This window comes from Mesorhizobium metallidurans STM 2683, assembly GCF_000350085.1.
Classification (GTDB): Bacteria; Pseudomonadota; Alphaproteobacteria; order Rhizobiales; family Rhizobiaceae; genus Mesorhizobium; species Mesorhizobium metallidurans.
In genome coordinates, this window is sequence record NZ_CAUM01000014.1 from 1 (window position 1) to 17368 (window position 17368).

At 63.4% G+C, this 17368-nt stretch carries 14 protein-coding genes; 10 read left to right on the forward strand and 4 right to left on the reverse strand.

Annotated features, from left to right (window positions below; translation table 11 throughout):
• The 4 genes from MESS2_RS03450 to uraH form a co-directional block, all read right to left on the reverse strand.
• Nucleotides 1–292 (reverse strand): XdhC family protein (locus tag MESS2_RS03450; protein WP_040591992.1); only part of this gene is annotated, 292 nt, incomplete at its 3' end.
• A 62-nt stretch (nt 293–354) separates the two neighbouring features.
• Nucleotides 355–2703 carry a xanthine dehydrogenase molybdopterin binding subunit gene (gene xdhB / locus MESS2_RS03455; RefSeq protein WP_008872684.1) on the reverse strand — a complete coding sequence of 783 codons (2349 nt, stop codon included), beginning with the start codon at nt 2701–2703 and terminating at the stop codon, nt 355–357.
• A gap of 206 nt (nt 2704–2909) precedes the next feature.
• Nucleotides 2910–4391 carry a xanthine dehydrogenase small subunit gene (gene xdhA / locus MESS2_RS03460; RefSeq protein ID WP_008872685.1) on the reverse strand — a complete coding sequence of 494 codons (1482 nt, stop codon included), beginning with the start codon at nt 4389–4391 and terminating at the stop codon, nt 2910–2912.
• 3 nt (nt 4392–4394) lie between these two features.
• Nucleotides 4395–4769: a hydroxyisourate hydrolase gene (uraH, locus tag MESS2_RS03465; RefSeq protein ID WP_008872686.1), complete on the reverse strand. Its 375-nt coding sequence runs from the start codon at nt 4767–4769 to the stop codon at nt 4395–4397.
• 197 nt (nt 4770–4966) lie between these two features.
• Between uraH and puuE the strand changes: the two genes are divergently transcribed.
• From puuE to MESS2_RS03515, 10 genes are all read left to right on the forward strand, one after another.
• Entirely contained in the window at nt 4967–6391 is a 1425-nt protein-coding gene (gene puuE / locus MESS2_RS03470) for an allantoinase PuuE (protein WP_008872687.1), read from the forward strand.
• A gap of 11 nt (nt 6392–6402) precedes the next feature.
• Nucleotides 6403–7266, forward strand: coding sequence for a bifunctional allantoicase/(S)-ureidoglycine aminohydrolase (locus MESS2_RS03475; protein ID WP_040591994.1), 864 nt, complete (start codon nt 6403–6405; stop codon nt 7264–7266).
• Nucleotides 7263–7766: an ureidoglycolate lyase gene (locus MESS2_RS03480; protein ID WP_008872689.1), complete on the forward strand. Its 504-nt coding sequence runs from the start codon at nt 7263–7265 to the stop codon at nt 7764–7766. Before MESS2_RS03475 ends, MESS2_RS03480 begins: the two co-directional genes overlap by 4 nt.
• The gene (locus tag MESS2_RS03485; RefSeq protein WP_008872690.1) at nt 7766–8359 is read left to right on the forward strand and encodes a nucleoside deaminase; all 594 of its coding nucleotides are present in this window, start codon (nt 7766–7768) and stop codon (nt 8357–8359) included. Before MESS2_RS03480 ends, MESS2_RS03485 begins: the two co-directional genes overlap by 1 nt.
• Nucleotides 8360–8429: 70 nt before the next feature.
• Complete coding sequence (locus tag MESS2_RS03490; protein WP_040592001.1) at nt 8430–10415, forward strand: CocE/NonD family hydrolase; 1986 nt, start codon at nt 8430–8432, stop codon at nt 10413–10415.
• A gap of 155 nt (nt 10416–10570) precedes the next feature.
• On the forward strand, nt 10571–12157 hold the full coding sequence (locus MESS2_RS03495; protein WP_008872692.1) for an ABC transporter substrate-binding protein: 1587 nt from the start codon (nt 10571–10573) through the stop codon (nt 12155–12157).
• Nucleotides 12158–12173: 16 nt separating this feature from the next.
• Complete coding sequence (locus MESS2_RS03500; RefSeq protein WP_008872693.1) at nt 12174–13133, forward strand: ABC transporter permease; 960 nt, start codon at nt 12174–12176, stop codon at nt 13131–13133.
• Between the two features lie 10 nt (nt 13134–13143).
• Entirely contained in the window at nt 13144–13968 is an 825-nt protein-coding gene (locus MESS2_RS03505; protein ID WP_008872694.1) for an ABC transporter permease, read from the forward strand.
• Nucleotides 13968–15623 (forward strand): ABC transporter ATP-binding protein, encoded by a 1656-nt coding sequence (locus tag MESS2_RS03510; protein WP_008872695.1) that lies wholly within the window; start codon nt 13968–13970, stop codon nt 15621–15623. Before MESS2_RS03505 ends, MESS2_RS03510 begins: the two co-directional genes overlap by 1 nt.
• A gap of 118 nt (nt 15624–15741) precedes the next feature.
• Nucleotides 15742–17331 (forward strand): ABC transporter substrate-binding protein, encoded by a 1590-nt coding sequence (locus MESS2_RS03515; RefSeq protein WP_008872696.1) that lies wholly within the window; start codon nt 15742–15744, stop codon nt 17329–17331.
• Nucleotides 17332–17368 lie beyond the last annotated feature (37 nt).

Genomic DNA, 17368 nt, shown 5'->3' on the forward strand with positions numbered 1-17368 from the left:
CATTATACGGGGAGAGGGTCCCGGCAGGGGGATGAGGGGCAGCGTCGACATTGGCAATTTCTGGAGAACTGAAACTTGAAGAGGCAGATCGAACCAGCAGCTGGCGCGCCTTGTCGATGGCCATGTATTCGAGCTGGCCGCCGCCGATCGTGCCCGATATCGCCGATGCCGAGACCAGCATGAAGGCGCCCTTCTCGCGCGGCGTCGAGCCCTTTGTGCCGGCGACCTCGACCAGCGCAATGCGGCCTTGCCCAGCAAGGAAGTCTTTCAGGCTTTGCACTTTCGAGTTCATGGCTCACGTTTCCGAAGGGGAAATATAGGCTTTGTCGACCGGTTTTGCACGGTTTGGCCGATTCAGTCCCTAGTCTTGGCCTCCCGCTTCAGCCGCTCGATCGCCATCAGCACGCGCTCCGGCGTCGCCGGTGCATCGAGGCGCGGGCAGACCTGGTGACCGGCAACGCTCGCCACCGCATCCGACAGCGCATGCAGCACCGACATGCCGAGCGGGAAGGGCGGCTCGCCGACGGCCTTGGAGCGATGCACCGTCGGCTCGCTCGCTTCCGGCCAGTCGGCCAGCGTGACGTTGAAGATCTTCGGCCGGTCGGAGGCCAGGGGGATTTTGTAGGTCGACGGCGCATGGGTGCGCAGCCGGCCCTTGGCGTCCCACCACAATTCCTCGGTCGTCAGCCAGCCCATGCCCTGGATGAAGCCGCCCTCGATCTGGCCGAGGTCGATGGCGCGGTTCAGCGAGCGGCCGGTCTCGTGCAGGATATCGGTGCGCTCGACCACATATTCGCCGGTCAGCGTGTCGACCGAGACTTCCGAGCAGGAGGCGCCATAGGCGAAATAATAGAAGGGACGGCCCTGGCCCTTGTCGCGGTTCCAGTGGATTTTCGGCGTCTTGTAGAAACCCGCCGCCGAAAGCTGGATACGGGCCATATAGGCCTGTTTGACGAGGTCGGCGAAGGCGATCTCCTGATTGCCGATGCGCACCCGGTTGGGCAGGAACAGCACCTGATCGCGCGGCACCTGGTATTTTTCGGCGGCGAAATCGGTCAGCCGGTCCTTGATCTGGCGGGCGCCGTTCTGCGCCGCCATGCCATTGAGGTCGGAACCGGAGGAGGCAGCGGTGGCCGAGGTGTTCGGCACCTTGCCGGTCGTCGTTGCGGTGATCTTGACCTGGTCGAGATCGATCTGGAACTCTTCGGCCACCACTTGCGCGACCTTGAGATAGAGGCCCTGCCCCATCTCGGTGCCGCCATGGTTCAGATGCACCGAACCGTCTGTGTAGACATGCACCAGCGCGCCGGCCTGGTTGTAATGCGTGGCGGTGAAGGAGATGCCGAACTTGACCGGCGTCAGCGCCAGGCCGCGCTTGACGAAGCGGCTGTTGGCGTTGAAGGCTTCGATGGTGCGGCGGCGGCGTGCGTAGTTGGAACCCGCCTCCAGTTCGGCGACGATGCGATGGATGATGTTATCCTCCACCGTCTGGTGATAGGGCGTGATGTTGCGGTCTGAGGTGCCATAAAAATTCTGCTTGCGGATTTCGAGCGGATCCTTGCCGACGGCAAAGGCGACCTCGTCGATGACACGCTCGGCGCCGACCATGCCTTGCGGGCCGCCGAAACCACGAAAGGCGGTGTTCGACACGGTGTTGGTGTAGAGCGGCGCCGACTGTGCATGCACCGCCGGCCAGAAATAGGTGTTGTCGCAATGGAACAGAGCGCGGTCGGTGACCGGGCCGGACAGGTCCGACGAGAAGCCGCAGCGCGCCGCGAACATGAAGTCGACGCCAAGGATGTTGCCCTCATCGTCGAAGCCGACTTCGTAGTCGACGAGAAAGTCATGACGCTTGCCGGTGGCGATCATGTCGTCGTCGCGGTCGGGGCGGATTTTGACCGCGCGATGGTGCCGCTTCGCAGCGATTGCCGCGAGCGCGGCGAACTGGTTGCCTTGTGTCTCCTTGCCCCCAAAGCCGCCGCCCATGCGGCGGATTTCCACGGTGATGGCATTGCTCGGCACGCCGAGCGCGTGGCTGACCATATGCTGGACTTCGCTCGGATGCTGGGTCGAGGAATAGATGGTGACATCCTGGTCCTCGCCGGGAATGGCCATGGCGATATGGCCTTCGAGATAGAAATGCTCCTGGCCGCCGACGCGCATCTGCCCCTGGAGCCGGCGCGGTGCCGCCTTGATCGCGGCGGCGGCATCGCCGCGCTTGAGGGTCAGAGGCGGCGTGACCAGCTTGTCCTTGCGGGGATCGAGTTCGCCGATGTCGGTGACGAAAGGCAATTCCTTGTACTCGACCTTGGCCAGCCTGGTGGCGCGGCGCGCCAGTTCGCGCGTCTCGGCGATGACGCAGAAGATCGGCTGGCCGTAAAACTGAACCTTGCCGTCTGCAAGCACCGGCTCGTCGTGACGGCCGGTCGGCGAAATGTCGTTCTCGCCGGGCACGTCCCTGGCCGTCAGCACGTCGACGACGCCGGGTGCGGCGCGCACCGCCGAAAGGTCCATCTTCGTGATGGTGGCATGCGTGGCAATGGAAAGTCCGAGGCAGCCATGCAGCGTGCCTGCCGGCTCCGGCATGTCGTCGATATATATAGCCGTGCCGCTGACATGCTTGTGCGCGGAATCGTGGCGCTGGTCGGTGGCGACGCCGCCCTTGATCTTCTGCGCCTTGAGGTTGGGGGCATGTTTGGTCATTCAGCCTCCTTTCCCTTCTCCCCGTTCACGGGGAGAAGGTGGCCCGAAGGGTCGGATGAGGGGAAGCAATGACGTTGACGACCTCGCAGACAACGATCGACGACGGCGCCGCCCCTCATCTGCCTGCCGGCATCTTCTCCCCGTGAGCGGGGAGAAGGACGCTATTCGCGACAGTTCGGCTGTTTGTTCGCTGGCGTTGATGTACATCACGCTGCCTCGTACCGCGTCACCTGGATCGGCGCCTTGGTGCCGCTGCTTTCGGCGAAGAAACGCAGCAACAGGTTCCTCGCCGCCAGCGCCCGGTATTCAGCGCTTGCCCGCATATCGGTCAGCGGTGTGAAATCGCTGACGTATTCGGCCATCGCAGCCTCTACACTGGCTTCCGTCCAAGGCTTGCCGAGCAGTGCCTTCTCGACCCTGAAAGCCCGCTTCGGCGTTGCCGCCATGCCGCCATAGGCGATGCGGATATCGACCACGCTGCCGTCCCTGGCGAGCGTCAAATAGAAGGCGCCGAGGACTGCGGTGATGTCCTCGTCGCGGCGCTTGGTGATCTTGTAGACGGCAAACTTTGTGCCCTTGGCCGGCACCGGCACGTGCACGGCCTCGACGAATTCGCCTGATAGCCGATCCTGCTTGCCATAGGCGATGAAGAAGTCTTCCAACGCAATCGTGCGCCACTTCTTGCCTCGGCGCAGCGTGAGTTGTGCACCCAGCGCGATGAGCGGCGGCGGGGTGTCGCCGATCGGCGAGCCGTTGGCTATGTTGCCGCCGATCGTGCCCATGTTGCGCACCTGCTCGGCGCCGAGGCGGTCGAACAATGGCCCGAGCGTCGGAATGCGCTTCGACAGCAGCGCGAAGGCGTCGCTATAGGTGACCCCGGCGCCGATCGAAATCACGCCCTTATCCTCGGAAATCGTGCACAGACCGTCGAGATTGCCTATGAAGACTGCCGGCGCGATGTCGCGCATATGCTTGGTGACCCACAGGCCGACATCGGTCGAGCCGGCAACGATGGTGGCGCTTGGCTCCTTGTCGAGCACGCTTGCCAGATCGTCGGCGTTGGCCGGCACAACCAGCCGCTGCTTGCCGACGCCGATCTCGACGCGCGAACCATCCTTCATCGCCGAAAGCCTGATGGTGATCGCCTTGCGTTCCGCCGCCAACGGATCCTTAGCCGCCTTGCCGTAGCTGGAGATGGCGCGTGCGGCCCGTACAATCGCCTCATAGCCGGTGCACCGGCAGAGATTGCCCTGCAAAGCCTTCTCTATGGCCGCGTCCGACGGCTCGGGCGAGCGCATCCACAGAGCATAAAGCGACATGACGAAGCCCGGCGTGCAGAAACCGCATTGCGAGCCGTGGAAATCGACCATCGCCTGCTGCACGGGATGCAGTTTTTCACCATCGCCGCGCAGATGCTCGACGGTGACGACGTGCGTTCCGTCGAGCGAGCCGAGGAAGCGGATGCAGGCATTGACGCTTTCATAGACCAGCCTGCCGGCGGAAAGCCGCCCGACCAGTACGGTGCAGGCGCCGCAATCGCCCTCGGCGCAGCCCTCCTTGGTGCCGCGCAGCGAACGGTTGAGCCTGAGCCAGTCAAGCAAGGTCGCGTCGACCGCGACAGTCGTCAGCGCCACATCCTCGCCGTTCAGGATGAAGCGGATTTCGTTGCGGGTTCTGACTTTGGCCATGGCTCAACTCCCCCTGTAGGTCGAATAGCCGTAGGGCGAGATCAGCAACGGCACATGATAGTGCACCGGTTCGGCCATGCCGAAGCGGATCGGCACCCTGTCGAGAAAGGCCGGTTCCGGCAGTTTTGTTGCCTGCCGGCGCAGATAGTCGCCGGCGGCAAAGACCAGTTCGTATTCACCAGCGTGGAAGTCGGCGCCGGCAAGCAGAGGCGCGTCGCAGCGACCGTCATTATTGGTGACCACCGTCTTCAGATGCGTGCGCGTGTCGCCATCGAGACGGTAAAGCGCAATCGACAGGCCCGCCGCCGGTCGGCCGGTCGCGGTGTCGAGGACATGGGTCGTCAGACGCCCGCCATCGGCTTTCGACGTTTCTGCCACCTAGCCGTCTCCTGTTTTTCGATATGAACGAATTGGCCCGGTACAATCGAACATAGTGATGAATTGTGCGCCCATTAAAGGCCATGCATAAGTCCCGGTCGAGCGGATCGCGGCAAAAAGCACTTTCAAAAATTTTCGGGGGAATGCGCGGGCGCTCCTTTCGATATCTTCACCTCAACCATCCGGCAGGAGTGACAATGCGTTACGAACGGGACATGCGCGGCTACGGAGCCAATCCGCCCGATCCGGAATGGCCCGGCGGCGCGTATGTTGCGGTGCAGTTCGTCGTCAACTACGAGGAAGGCGGCGAGAACTGCGTGCTGCATGGCGACAAGGCGTCGGAAGCGTTCCTGTCCGAGATCGTCGGTGCCGCACCCTGGCCCGGCCAGCGCCACTGGAACATGGAATCGATCTACGAATATGGCGCCCGCGCCGGTTTCTGGCGGCTGCACCGGCTGTTCACCGAGACGCAAGTGCCGGTGACCTGCTACGGCGTCGCCACCGCACTGGCACGCTCGCCCGACCAGGTGACGGCGATGCAGGAGGCCGGCTGGGAGATCGCTTCTCACGGGCTGAAATGGATCGACTACCGAGACCATGCGCCGGAAGACGAGCGCCGCGACCTCGAAGAGGCGATCAAGCTGCACTACGAGGTGACCGGCGCGCGGCCGACCGGCTGGTACACCGGCCGCACCTCGGTCAACACTGTGCGGCTGGTGGCCGAGGAGGGCGGCTTCGACTATGTGTCGGACACCTATGACGATGAGCTGCCCTACTGGCTCGAGCATGACGGAGCCGAAAAGCCGCAGCTCATCATCCCCTATACGCTCGACGCCAACGACATGCGTTTCGCCACGCCGCAAGGCTTCAACTCCGGCGACCAGTTCTTTGCCTATCTGAAGGACAGTTTCGACACGCTCTATGCCGAGGGCAAAGATGGGCGGCCGCGCATGATGAATATCGGCCTGCACTGCCGGCTCGTCGGCCGGCCGGGCCGGGTCGCGGCGCTGAAGCGCTTCGTCGACTACGTCAAGTCGCATGACAAGGTCTGGCTGGCGCGACGCATCGACATCGCCAGGCATTGGCGTGAGACGCATCCGTACAAGCCGCCGGCACTACGTCCTTCAAAAATGGAATTCGAGGCCTTCGTCCACGCTTTCGGTGGCGTGTTCGAACATTCGCCCTGGATTGCCGAGCGCGCCCATGAATTGGAACTCGGCGCGGCGCATGACAGTGCCGGCGGCCTGCACAATGCGCTCTGCCGGGTCTTCCGCGCGGCGACAGAGGCCGAGCGGCTGTCCGTGCTCAACGCCCATCCCGACCTTGCCGGCAAACTGGCAAAGGCCAAGCGGCTGACGGCAGAGTCGGCGAAAGAGCAGGCTTCCGCCGGGCTCGACGCGCTGACCGACAGGGAGCGCGAGCTGTTTTCCAAGCTCAACGCCGCCTACGTCACCACTTTCGGCTTTCCCTTCATCATCGCGGTGAAGGGCAAGACCAGGCAAGAGATCCTGGCGGAATTCGAGACGCGCATCGGCAACAGCCGCGGCGCCGAATTCGACACCGCCTGCAAACAGGTCGAGCGCATCGCGCTGCTTCGGCTGAGAGACATGCTGCCGCAATAGGTTTGAAACCCATGGATACGATTAGGATGCCCGAGCGAACCTATTATGCGCCGCATGGCGGCCATCCCGGCCAGAGCGAGCTGTTGACCGGCCGCGCCGTTTTCACCGAGGCCTATGCCGTCATTCCCAGGGGGGTGATGCAGGACATCGTCACCAGCGCCCTGCCATTCTGGGACAAGACGCGAGTCTGGGTGCTGTCGCGGCCGCTATCGGGCTTTGCCGAGACGTTCTCGCAATATATCGTCGAGGTGGCGCCAGGCGGCGGCAGCGAGCGGCCGGAACCTGATGCCAGCGCCGAAGCCGTGCTGTTCGTGGTCGAGGGCGAGCTCAGCGTTTCGCTGGCCGGCAAAAAACATCTGCTTAGGCCGGGCGGCTTTGCCTTCCTGCCGCCGGCCAGCGGCTGGACCGTCCGCAACGAAAGCGGGGCGGCTGTGCGCTTCCACTGGGTCCGAAAAGCCTATGAGGCGGTCGAGGGCCTCGATACGCCGCAAGCCTTCTTCACCAGCGAACAGGACGTTGCGCCGGGCCCGATGCCCGGCACCGAGGGGCGCTGGGCGACGACACGCTTCGTCGATCCTGAAGACATGCGCCACGACATGCATGTCACCATCGTCACGCTGGAGCCGGGCGCCGTCATCCCCTTCGCCGAAACCCACGTCATGGAGCACGGCCTCTATGTGCTTGAAGGCAAGGCGGTCTACCGCCTCAACCAGGACTGGGTCGAGGTCGAGGCCGGCGACTATATGTGGCTGCGCGCCTTCTGCCCGCAGGCTTGCTATGCCGGCGGCCCGGGCAAATTCCGCTATCTGCTCTACAAGGACGTCAACCGGCACGCCAAGCTCGGCGGGGCTGGTGTCGGGGGTCAAGCGCGGTGACCCGCATCACCGCCCGGCCGCTGACCCGCGAGAGCTTCGCCGAATTCGGCGACGTCATCGACATGGGCGGCGACAATCACTACCCGATCAATGGCGGCAAGGCCGAGCGTTACCACGGGCTTGCCACCGCGGAAGCCCAGGGGCCGAATGCGCGCGTGCTGATCTCCATGGTGCGAGGCACGCCCTGCGAATTGCCGCTGAAGCTGACCATGGTCGAGCGCCATCCGTTCGGCAGCCAGGCTTTCATCCCGCTGTCGCCGCGGCCGTTCCTGGTCGTCGTCTGCCATGACGGCAAGGACGGCCCCGGCGAGCCGCACGCCTTCATCACCGCTCCAGGGCAAGGCATCAACTATCGGCGCAACCTCTGGCACGGCGTGCTGACGCCGATCGGCGAGGCTCAGGACTTCCTGATCGTCGACCGTGGCGGCGACGGCTCTAATCTCGAGGAGTGCCATTTCTCGCACCCTTACGAGATCCATCTTCCTGACAGGATTGCATAGTGACCGACATATCGCTGATCGACCGCCTGCTGGACGTGATCGAGCACGACATCGTGCCGAAGACGGAAGCAGGCGTCGCCCATGGCAACAAGCTGTTCGGCGCGGCGATCCTGAGCAAGGACGACCGCTCGCTGGTGCTGGCCGAAACCAACAACGAGATCGAAAACCCGCTCTGGCATGGCGAAGTGCACTGCCTGAAGCGCTTTTATGAGATGCCCAAGGCCGAGCGCGTCGATACGAAGGACGCCATCTTTCTCGCCACGCACGAGCCTTGCTCACTCTGCCTGTCGGCGATCACCTGGACCGGCTTTGACAATTTCTACTATCTGTTCAGTCACGAGGACTCTCGCGACAGCTTCGCCATCCCGCATGATTTGAAGATCCTGAAGGAGGTCTTCACCCTCGACCCAGGCGGCTACAATGCCGAAAACGCCTATTGGAAGAGTTTTTCCATCCGCAAGCTGGTGCGGGCGCTGCCGGAAGCCGAGCGCCAGCGGCTGGAAGCGCGCATCGGCAAGATCTCCGCTCGCTACGACGAGCTGTCCGGCGCCTATCAGGCAAGCAAGGCCGAGAACGACATTCCGCTGAATTGACGCGGATTGACCAGCCGATTTCGCCGGCTGGCCCATGACGCAACGGCGCGCGCTCCATCATGTGCCTGCCATGAAAACCGTCACCGAATTTCCCCGCAAGGTCGTCGAATTCCCTGACATGGGCATCGTCATGCCGGATGGCTGCCGGCTGTCGGCGCGGGTGTGGATGCCGGAAGACGCCGGCGACGATCCGGTGCCGGTCATCCTCGAACATCTGCCCTACCGCAAGCGCGACGGCACGATCTTTCGCGATCAGCTGACGCATCCCTATTTCGCCGGCCACGGTTACGCTTCGATCCGCGTCGACATGCGCGGCAATGGCGATTCCGAAGGGCTGATGGACGACGAATATTCCGAGCAGGAATTGCAGGACGCCTGCGATGTCATCGCCTGGGCGGCATCGCAGCTCTGGTGCAACGGCAATGTCGGCATGATGGGCATTTCCTGGGGCGGCTTCAACTGCCTGCAGGTGGCGGCCAGGCAGCCGCCGGCGCTGAAGGCGGTGATCAGCATCTGCTCGACCGTCGACCGTTATGCCGACGACATCCACTACAAGGGCGGCTGCCTGTTGATCGAGAATTTCGGCTGGGCCTCGACGATGCTCTCCTATTCGTCGCGGCCGCCGGACCCGTTGCTCGCCGGAGACAATAGGTGGCGCGATTTGTGGCTGACCCGGCTGGAGAACCAGACCTTCCTGGCGCCGCTGTGGCTGAAGCACCAGCATCGCGACGCCTATTGGAAGCGCGGCTCGATCTGCGAGGATTTTTCCGCCGTCAAGGCTGCGGTACTGTCGATCGGCGGCTGGCATGACGGCTACCGCAACACGATTTCCCATCTCGCGACCAACATCGAAGCGCCGGTCAAGGGCATCGTCGGCCCCTGGATCCACAAATACCCGCATTACGCGGCACCCAAGCCCGCCATCGGTTTCCTGCAGGAAGCCTTGCGCTGGTGGGACCGCTGGCTGAAGGGCATCGACACCGGCGTCGAGGCCGACCCGGCCTATCGTGCCTATGTGATGGACAGCGTGCGCCCGGCGCGCTGGCACCCGGAACGGTCGGGCCGCTGGGTCGCGGAACAGGAATGGCCGTCGTCCGACATCAAGACGCAGACGATCGAGCTGATCCCCGAAGGCAACAGACCGGCCATCGTCGCTTCGCCGCAGAGTTGCGGTCTTGCCGGCGGCGAATATTTCCCCTTCACCTTCGGCCCGGAACTGCCCGGCGACCAGCGCCCCGACGATGCGCTGTCGGTGTGTTTCGACCAGCCGGCGCTCACCGAGGCGATAGACATTTTAGGCGCGCCGGAGGTTCTTATCAGGGCTGCCTCCGACCGGCGCCAGGCGAATATCGCGGTGCGGCTGTGCGACGTGCACCCGGACGGCGCCTCCGAGCTGATCTCCTACGGCGTGCTCAACCTGACGCATCGCAACTCGCATGAATTTCCGCAGGCGCTGGTGCCGGACGAGACGGTTTCGGCGCGGATCGTGCTCGACCAGTGCGCCTACCGCGTGCCTGCCGGCCATCGCCTGCGCATTGCCGTCTCCAACGCCTATTGGCCGATGATCTGGCCCTCGCCCGAGCCTGCACGCCTCGACCTGTCGGCGGCGACGCTGATGCTGCCGCTGCGCCCGTTGGCGAAGGGCGACGAAATCAGTTTCCTCGCCCCCGAAGGTGCTTCGCCCTGGGCAACCGAGACGGTTCGACCCGCAAATTCCGAGCGTCATGTCGATCGCGACGAGAAGACCGGCACCGTCACGCTCTCCATAACAGACGATTTCGGCGAAGTGCGCGATCTCGCCCACGGCCTTGCCAATGGCAGCATCGCCCGCGAGACCTGGACAATCCATCCTGACGATCCCTTGTCAGCATCGGGCAAGACCCACTGGACGCAAACCCTGTCGCGAAATGGATGGTCGGTGCGCACCGAAACATCGGCCGAAATGCGCTCCGATGCGCAAAACTTCGTGGTTACGGCCAGAATCGAGGCCTATGAGGGCGAAATCCTGGTTTTCGAGCGCGATTTCGAGGAGAAAATCCCCCGCTCCCTTGTCTGAGCGCTTATCGGATTGGTCCAATTGCGACGTACGATTTACGCCACGGCATGTCGCATTCGGTCTTGCTTACCGCTTTCCCTTGCGGTCATTATTCTCCTCACAAGAAACAAGAAAAACGACCGTAAGGTCGTACCAACAGAGTGAGGAACTCAAACATGTCCAATGAACTGGAATATCTCAGCAGGCGCGTCGCGTTCGGCAAACTCAGCCGTCGTGATTTTCTCGGCCGGGCGGCAGCGCTCGGCGTCACCGCAGCCTTCGCCAACTCGCTGCTTTCAAGCGCAGCCCGCGCCGCCGGTCCGGTCAAGGGCGGCACGCTGAAGGCCGGCCTTGTCGGCGGCGAATCCACCAACAGCCTCGACCCGGCGCTGATGATGACGCAGGTGCCGTTCGCCTTCGGCAAGTGCTGGGGCGAAATGATCGTCGAGCTCTCGCCCGAGGGCAAGATCGAGAGCCGCATCGCCGAGGAGATCGGCTCGTCGGACGACGCCAAGGTGTGGACGCTGAAGATCCGCGACGGCGTCGAATTCCACAATGGCAAGACGGTGACAGCCGAGGACGTGGCCGCCACGCTCGAACGCCATTCCGACGAGAAGTCGAAGTCCGGCGCGCTCGGCTACATGAAGGGCATCGAGACCATCAAGGCCAGCGGCAAGGAAGTCGTGCTAACCTTGAAGGAGGCGAACGCCGACCTTCCCTACCTGCTCACCGACTACCACCTGATCGTCCAGCCGAACGGCGGCAAGGACAAGCCCGATGCCGGCATCGGCGCCGGCCCGTACAAGGTCGTGACCAACGAGCCTGGTGTTCGCCATGGCGGCGAGCGTTTCGCCAATTATTGGCAGGGCGACAAGATGGGCCATGCCGACCAGATCGAGGTCATCGTCATCAACGATGCCACGGCGCGCACGTCAGCCCTGCAGGGCGGCCAGGTCAACATGATCAACCGCGTCGAGCCGAAGATCGTCGACCTGATCAAGCGCCTGCCCGGTGTCACCATCCGCAACCATGCCGGTCCCGGCCACTACGTGTTCATCATGCATTGCAACACGGCGCCGTTCGACAACAACGACCTGCGCATGGCGCTGAAGCTGGCGATCGACCGCGAGGAGATGCTGGACAAGATCCTGCGCGGCTACGGCTCGCTCGGCAACGACTTCCCGATCAACGCGTCCTATCCGCTGTTCACTGAGATCGAGCAGCGCAAATACGACCCCGACAAGGCCAAGTTCCATTTCAAGAAGTCGGGTTACGACGGCAGCGTGCTGCTCAGGACCTCGGACGTCGCCTTCCCGGGCGCCGTCGACGCCTCCCAGCTCTTCCAGCAGAGCGCGGCCAAGGCCGGCATCAAGATCGAGCTCAAGCGCGAGCCCGGCGACGGTTACTGGAACGAGGTCTGGAACAAGCAGCCCTTCTCCGCCTCTTATTGGGGCGGCCGCTCCACGCAGGACCAGATGTATTCGACCGCCTATCTGTCGACGGCCGACTGGAACGACACGCGTTTCAAGCGCCCGGACTTCGACAAGATGGTGCTGGCGGCGCGCGCCGAGCTCGATGAGACCAAGCGCAAGCAGATGTATCACGACATGGCTGTCATGGTGCGCGACGAGGGCGGCCTCATCCTGCCGATGTTCAACCAGTTCATCGACGCGACGGGTGCCAAGGTCGGCGGCTGGGTCAACGACCCGCATCAGGAACTGATGAACGGCTACGCTTTGGCGAAGTGCTGGCTCGAAGCCTGAGCCTGGCCTTGCGGATATGTCCTCACCCATCGTGAAACTGGTGGCCCAGCGCGTTGCGCTGGGCATCCTTCTCCTGTTGGCCGTTTCGGTCCTGATTTTCGCCGGTACCCAGATCCTGCCGGGCGACGTCGCGCAAGCCATTCTCGGACAGTCGGCGACACCGGAGTCGCTCGCCAATCTGCGCGAGCAGCTCGGCCTCAACCAGCCTGCCTATATCAGGTATTTCCAATGGCTCGGTGGCGTGCTGACCGGCGATCTCGGCACCGCGATGTCGAGCGGGCAGGACATTGCGACATCGATCAAGGGACGGCTCTGGAACACCCTGTTCCTCGCCTTCTGGGCGGCAATCGTGGCCGTGCCGCTGGCGATCATCCTGGGATTGATCGCGGTGCGCTACCGCAATGGCTGGGTCGACAAGCTGATCTCCGGCCTGGCGCTCGCCTCGACCTCGTTTCCCGAATTCTTCATCGGTTATGTGCTCGTCTATTTCTTCGCGGTGAAGTGGCAGATCTTCCCCGGCATCTCGACCGTCTATGACGGCATGCCCTTCGGCGAGCGCATGCAGGCGATCGCGCTGCCGGCGACAGCGCTGACGCTGGTGGTGCTTGCCCATATGATGCGCATGACGCGCGCCGCGATCCTCAACGTCATGCAGTCGGCCTATGTCGAGACGGCGGAACTGAAGGGGCTTTCGGCCTTCAATGTCATCCGCAAGCATGCCTTTCCCAACGCCATTGCGCCAATCATCAACGTCGTCATGCTCAACCTCGCCTATTTGATCGTCGGCGTCGTCGTGGTCGAGGTGATCTTCGTCTATCCGGGCATGGGGCAGTATCTCGTCGACCACGTCACCAAGCGCGACGTACCGGTGGTGCAGGCGGTCGGCCTGATCTTTGCCGCCGTCTATATCAGCCTGAACATCATTGCGGACATAGCGGCCATCATCGCCAATCCGCGCCTCAGACATCCGAAGTGAGGGAGCGGGCATGCTCGATATCAAACGCATCCCCATTCCCGCGCTGATCGGCATCGTGCTGACGGCGCTGTTCGTGCTGGCGGCGATCTTCGCGCCGTTGATCGCGCCGTACGGCAATGGCGAAATCGTTGGCGACGTCTGGGAACCGATGTCGGCGACCCATTTGCTTGGCACCGACAATCTCGGGCGCGATCTGCTGTCGCGCATGATCTACGGCGCCCGCATCACCCTGTTCATCGCGGTGCTGGCGACCGCGCTGTCGTTCTCGCTCGGCGCCGTCCTCGGCTTCTCGGCGGCGGTTTTCGGCGGCTGGTTCGACACGCTTTTGTCGCGCCTCGTCGATCTCCTGATGTCGATCCCGACGCTGATCATGGCTCTTGTCGTGCTCTCGGTGCTGCCGACCAATCTGGTGACGCTGATCCTGGTCATGGGCATTCTCGACTCGACCCGCGTCTACCGCCTGTCGCGCGCCGTCGCCGTCGACATCAACGTCATGGATTACGTCGAGGCTGCCAAGCTGCGCGGCGAAAACGAGGCCTGGATCATCTTCCGCGAGATCCTGCCCAATGCGTTGTCGCCGCTGGTCTCGGAACTCGGCCTGCGCTTCATCTATGCGGTGCTGTTCCTGTCGACCCTGTCCTTCCTCGGCCTTGGCGTACAGCCGCCTGACGCCGACTGGGGCGGCATGGTCAAGGAGAACAAGGACGGCATCGTCTTCGGCATAGGGGCAGCCCTCATCCCGGCGGCGGCAATTGCCGCGCTGGCGATCTCGGTCAACCTGGTCGCCGACTGGGTGCTCAACCGCACGACAAGCCTGAAGGGAGGACGCGGGTGATGGCTGACAACAAAGCGAAATCCGGCCTCCTGCTCGACATCCGCAATCTGCGCATCGAGGCCACGGTGTTCCCGCCGGGTGAAGCGCCAAAGAACATCGTGCTTGTCCACGACGTCTCGCTGACACTCGAGAAGGGCAAGGTGCTTGGCCTGATCGGCGAGTCCGGCGCCGGCAAATCGACGATCGGCCTGTCGTCGATGGGTTATGGCCGCGGTGGCGTGCGCATCACCGGCGGCGAGGTCATCCTGAACGGCCGCGACATCCTCAAGGGCGGCAAGGAGGGTTTCCGCAAATTGCGCGGCCGCGAGGTCTGCTATGTCGCACAATCGGCGGCGGCGGCCTTCAACCCGGCGCACAAGCTGATGGACCAGGTGGTGGAAGCCACGCTGTTGCATGGCACGGCGACGCGGGCAGAGGCCGAAAAACGTGCCGTCGCGCTGTTCAAGAAACTCAGCCTGCCCAATCCCGAAAGCATCGGCGAGCGCTTTCCGCATCAGGTGTCCGGCGGCCAGCTGCAGCGCGTGATGACGGCGATGGCGCTGTGCTCGGAGCCCGATCTGATCGTCTTCGACGAGCCGACCACGGCGCTCGACGTGACGACGCAGATCGACGTTCTGGCGGCGATCAAGGACGCCATCCGCGATACCCATGTGGCAGCCCTTTACATCACCCACGACCTTGCCGTCGTCGCCCAGGTGTCGGACGAGATCATGGTGCTGCGCCACGGCCGGCTGGTCGAATGGGGCGGCACGCGCCAGATCATCAAGGAACCGCGCCAGGAATACACCAATGCGCTGGTCTCGGTGCACGAGATAGAACACCAGGAGCAGAACCCCGGCACGACGCCATTCCTGTCGGTCAAGAACGTCACCGCCGCCTATGGCCGCAGCCATATCAAGGTGCTGAAGAACGTTTCCGTCGATATCTATCCGGGTCAGACCCTGGCCGTCGTCGGCGAGTCCGGCTCCGGCAAGTCGACGCTGGCGCGGGCCATCACCGGGCTGTTGCCGCCCGAAGAGGGCACTGTCACTTTCGACGGCAGGCCGCTTGCCAACAAGCTTGCCGACCGGCCGAAGGAGGATCTGCGCCAGTTGCAGATGATTTACCAGATGGCCGACGTGGCGATGAATCCGCGCCAGGCCGTCGGCACCATCATCGGGCGGCCGCTCGAATTCTATTTCGGCATACGCGGCCGCGAGCGCGACAGGCGCGTCGCCGACCTGCTCGACAAGATCGAGATGGGCAAGGGTTTCATCGACCGCTATCCGGCGGAGCTGTCCGGCGGCCAGAAGCAGCGCGTCTGCATTGCCCGCTCGCTCGCCGCCAAGCCGAAACTGATCATCTGCGACGAGGTGACTTCTGCGCTCGACCCGCTGGTGGCCCACGGTATTTTGAAGCTGCTGCTCGACCTGCAGAAGGAAGAGAGCGTCGCCTATCTGTTCATCACCCATGACCTTGCAACGGTGAAGTCGATCGCCGATTCGATTGCGGTGATGTATCGCGGCGAGGTGGTGCGCTATGGCGCCAAGAGCACGGTGCTGACGCCGCCCTTCGACGCCTATACCGATCTTCTCCTGTCCTCCGTTCCCGAAATGGAGATCGGCTGGCTGGAAAAGGCGATCAAGGGACGGCGCATGGCGAGTGCGGGGAATTAAGGTCCAGGCGGCCGCGCCAAGGGTGAATGGCGGCCGTCATCCAGATGCAACGTGAAACAGGGAGGATCGGCACCAGCGGGCGGTGCTCGTGGGACGCTGTCAGGAAAAGGGGTAGCAAATGCGGAACGAACTCGACCATCTCGCTGATCTCGCCGGCAAGGGCGGGATATCGCGCCGCGACTTTCTCGGCCGCGCGGCAGCGCTCGGCGTGTCGGCGGCACTGGCGCCGGTACTGGCCGGCAAGGCCTTTGCGCAGACGCCGGTCAAAGGCGGCATCATCAAGGCGGGCCTGCAGGGCGGCGAATCGACCAACAGCCTCGATCCGGCACTGAACCTCAGTCAGGTGACCTACAATTTCTGCAAGCAATGGGGCGAGTTCCTTGTCCGCCTGAAGCCGGATGGCGGCGTCGAAAACCTCATCGCCGAGGAGATCGGCGCGTCGGATGACGCCAAGACGTGGACGATCAAGGTGCGTGACGGCATCGAATTCCACGACGGCAAGACCGTCACCGCCGAGGATGTCGCGGCCACTCTCGAGCGCCATGCCGACGAGAAATCCAAGTCGGGCGCGCTCGGCGTCCTGAAGAACATCAAGACGATCAAGCCGAGCGGCAAGGAGGTGATCGTCACGCTGCGCGACGCCGACGCCGACTTCCCCTATCTGATGGCCGACTACCACCTCGTCATCCAGCCGAATGGGGGCAAGGACAACCCGAATGCCGGCATCAGCGCCGGCCCGTACAAGGTCAGCGTCAACCAGCCCGGCGTGCGCCATGGCGGCGAGCGCTTCGCCAATTACTGGCAAGGCGACAAGACGGGCCATGCCGACCAGATCGAGATCGTCGTCATCAACGACGCGACGGCGCGGCTCGCCGCGCTGCAGGGCGGCCAGGTCCAGCTGATCAACCGCGTCGAGCCGAAAGTTGTGGATCTGGTCAAGCGCATTCCCGGCGTCAGCATCGAGAACGTGTCGGGCCGGGGCTACTATCCGTTCAACATGTTCTGCGACACGGCTCCCTTCGACAACAATGATCTGAGGATGGCGCTGAAGCTCGCCATGGACCGCGACGAGATGCTGGAAAAGATCCTGCGCGGCTATGGTTCGGTCGGTAACGACTTCCCGATCAACGAGGCCTATCCGCTGTTTTCGACGGATATCGAGCAGCGCAAGTTCGATCCGGAAAAGGCGGCGGCAGCCTACAAGAAATCGGGCCATAGCGGCTCGGTCCTGCTACGCACCTCCGACGTCGCCTTCCCGGGCGCGGTCGACGCCGCCCAGCTCTACCAGCAGTCCTGCGCCAAGGCCGGCATCAAAATCGAGATCAAGCGCGAGCCTGGCGACGGCTACTGGTCGGAAGTCTGGAACAAGCAGCCCTTCTCGCTGTCCTACTGGGGCGGGCGGCCGACGCAGGACCAGATGTATTCCACCGGCTACGTCTCGACCGCCGACTGGAACGACACCCGCTTCAAGCGGCCGGAGTTCGACAAGATGCTGTTTACCGCCCGCGCCGAGCTCGACCAGGCCAAGCGCAAGGCGATCTACCACGACATGGCGGTGCTGATGCGCGATGAAGGCGGGCTGATCGTGCCGTTCTTCAACCAGTTCATCGACGCGGCCGCCACCAACAAGATAGGCGGCTACGTCAAGAACCCGAATGGCGAGATGATGGACGGCTATGCGCTTGGCGCGTGCTGGCTGATCGCCTGATTTCGGCCTCTCCACTTCACAAGCAGGAACGCCGCGT

Excerpts from the sequence above, each read along its gene's own strand:
- MESS2_RS03490 (WP_040592001.1), top strand. The coding sequence starts at position 8,430 with ATGAAAACCGTCACCGAATTTCCCCGCAAGGTCGTCGAATTCCCTGAC.
- puuE (WP_008872687.1), top strand. The coding sequence starts at position 4,967 with ATGCGTTACGAACGGGACATGCGCGGCTACGGAGCCAATCCGCCCGAT.
- MESS2_RS03515 (WP_008872696.1), top strand. The coding sequence starts at position 15,742 with ATGCGGAACGAACTCGACCATCTCGCTGATCTCGCCGGCAAGGGCGGG.
- MESS2_RS03510 (WP_008872695.1), top strand. The coding sequence starts at position 13,968 with ATGGCTGACAACAAAGCGAAATCCGGCCTCCTGCTCGACATCCGCAAT.
- MESS2_RS03500 (WP_008872693.1), top strand. The coding sequence starts at position 12,174 with ATGTCCTCACCCATCGTGAAACTGGTGGCCCAGCGCGTTGCGCTGGGC.
- xdhB (WP_008872684.1), bottom strand. The coding sequence starts at position 2,703 with ATGACCAAACATGCCCCCAACCTCAAGGCGCAGAAGATCAAGGGCGGC.
- MESS2_RS03495 (WP_008872692.1), top strand. The coding sequence starts at position 10,571 with ATGTCCAATGAACTGGAATATCTCAGCAGGCGCGTCGCGTTCGGCAAA.
- MESS2_RS03505 (WP_008872694.1), top strand. The coding sequence starts at position 13,144 with ATGCTCGATATCAAACGCATCCCCATTCCCGCGCTGATCGGCATCGTG.
- MESS2_RS03475 (WP_040591994.1), top strand. The coding sequence starts at position 6,403 with ATGGATACGATTAGGATGCCCGAGCGAACCTATTATGCGCCGCATGGC.
- xdhA (WP_008872685.1), bottom strand. The coding sequence starts at position 4,391 with ATGGCCAAAGTCAGAACCCGCAACGAAATCCGCTTCATCCTGAACGGC.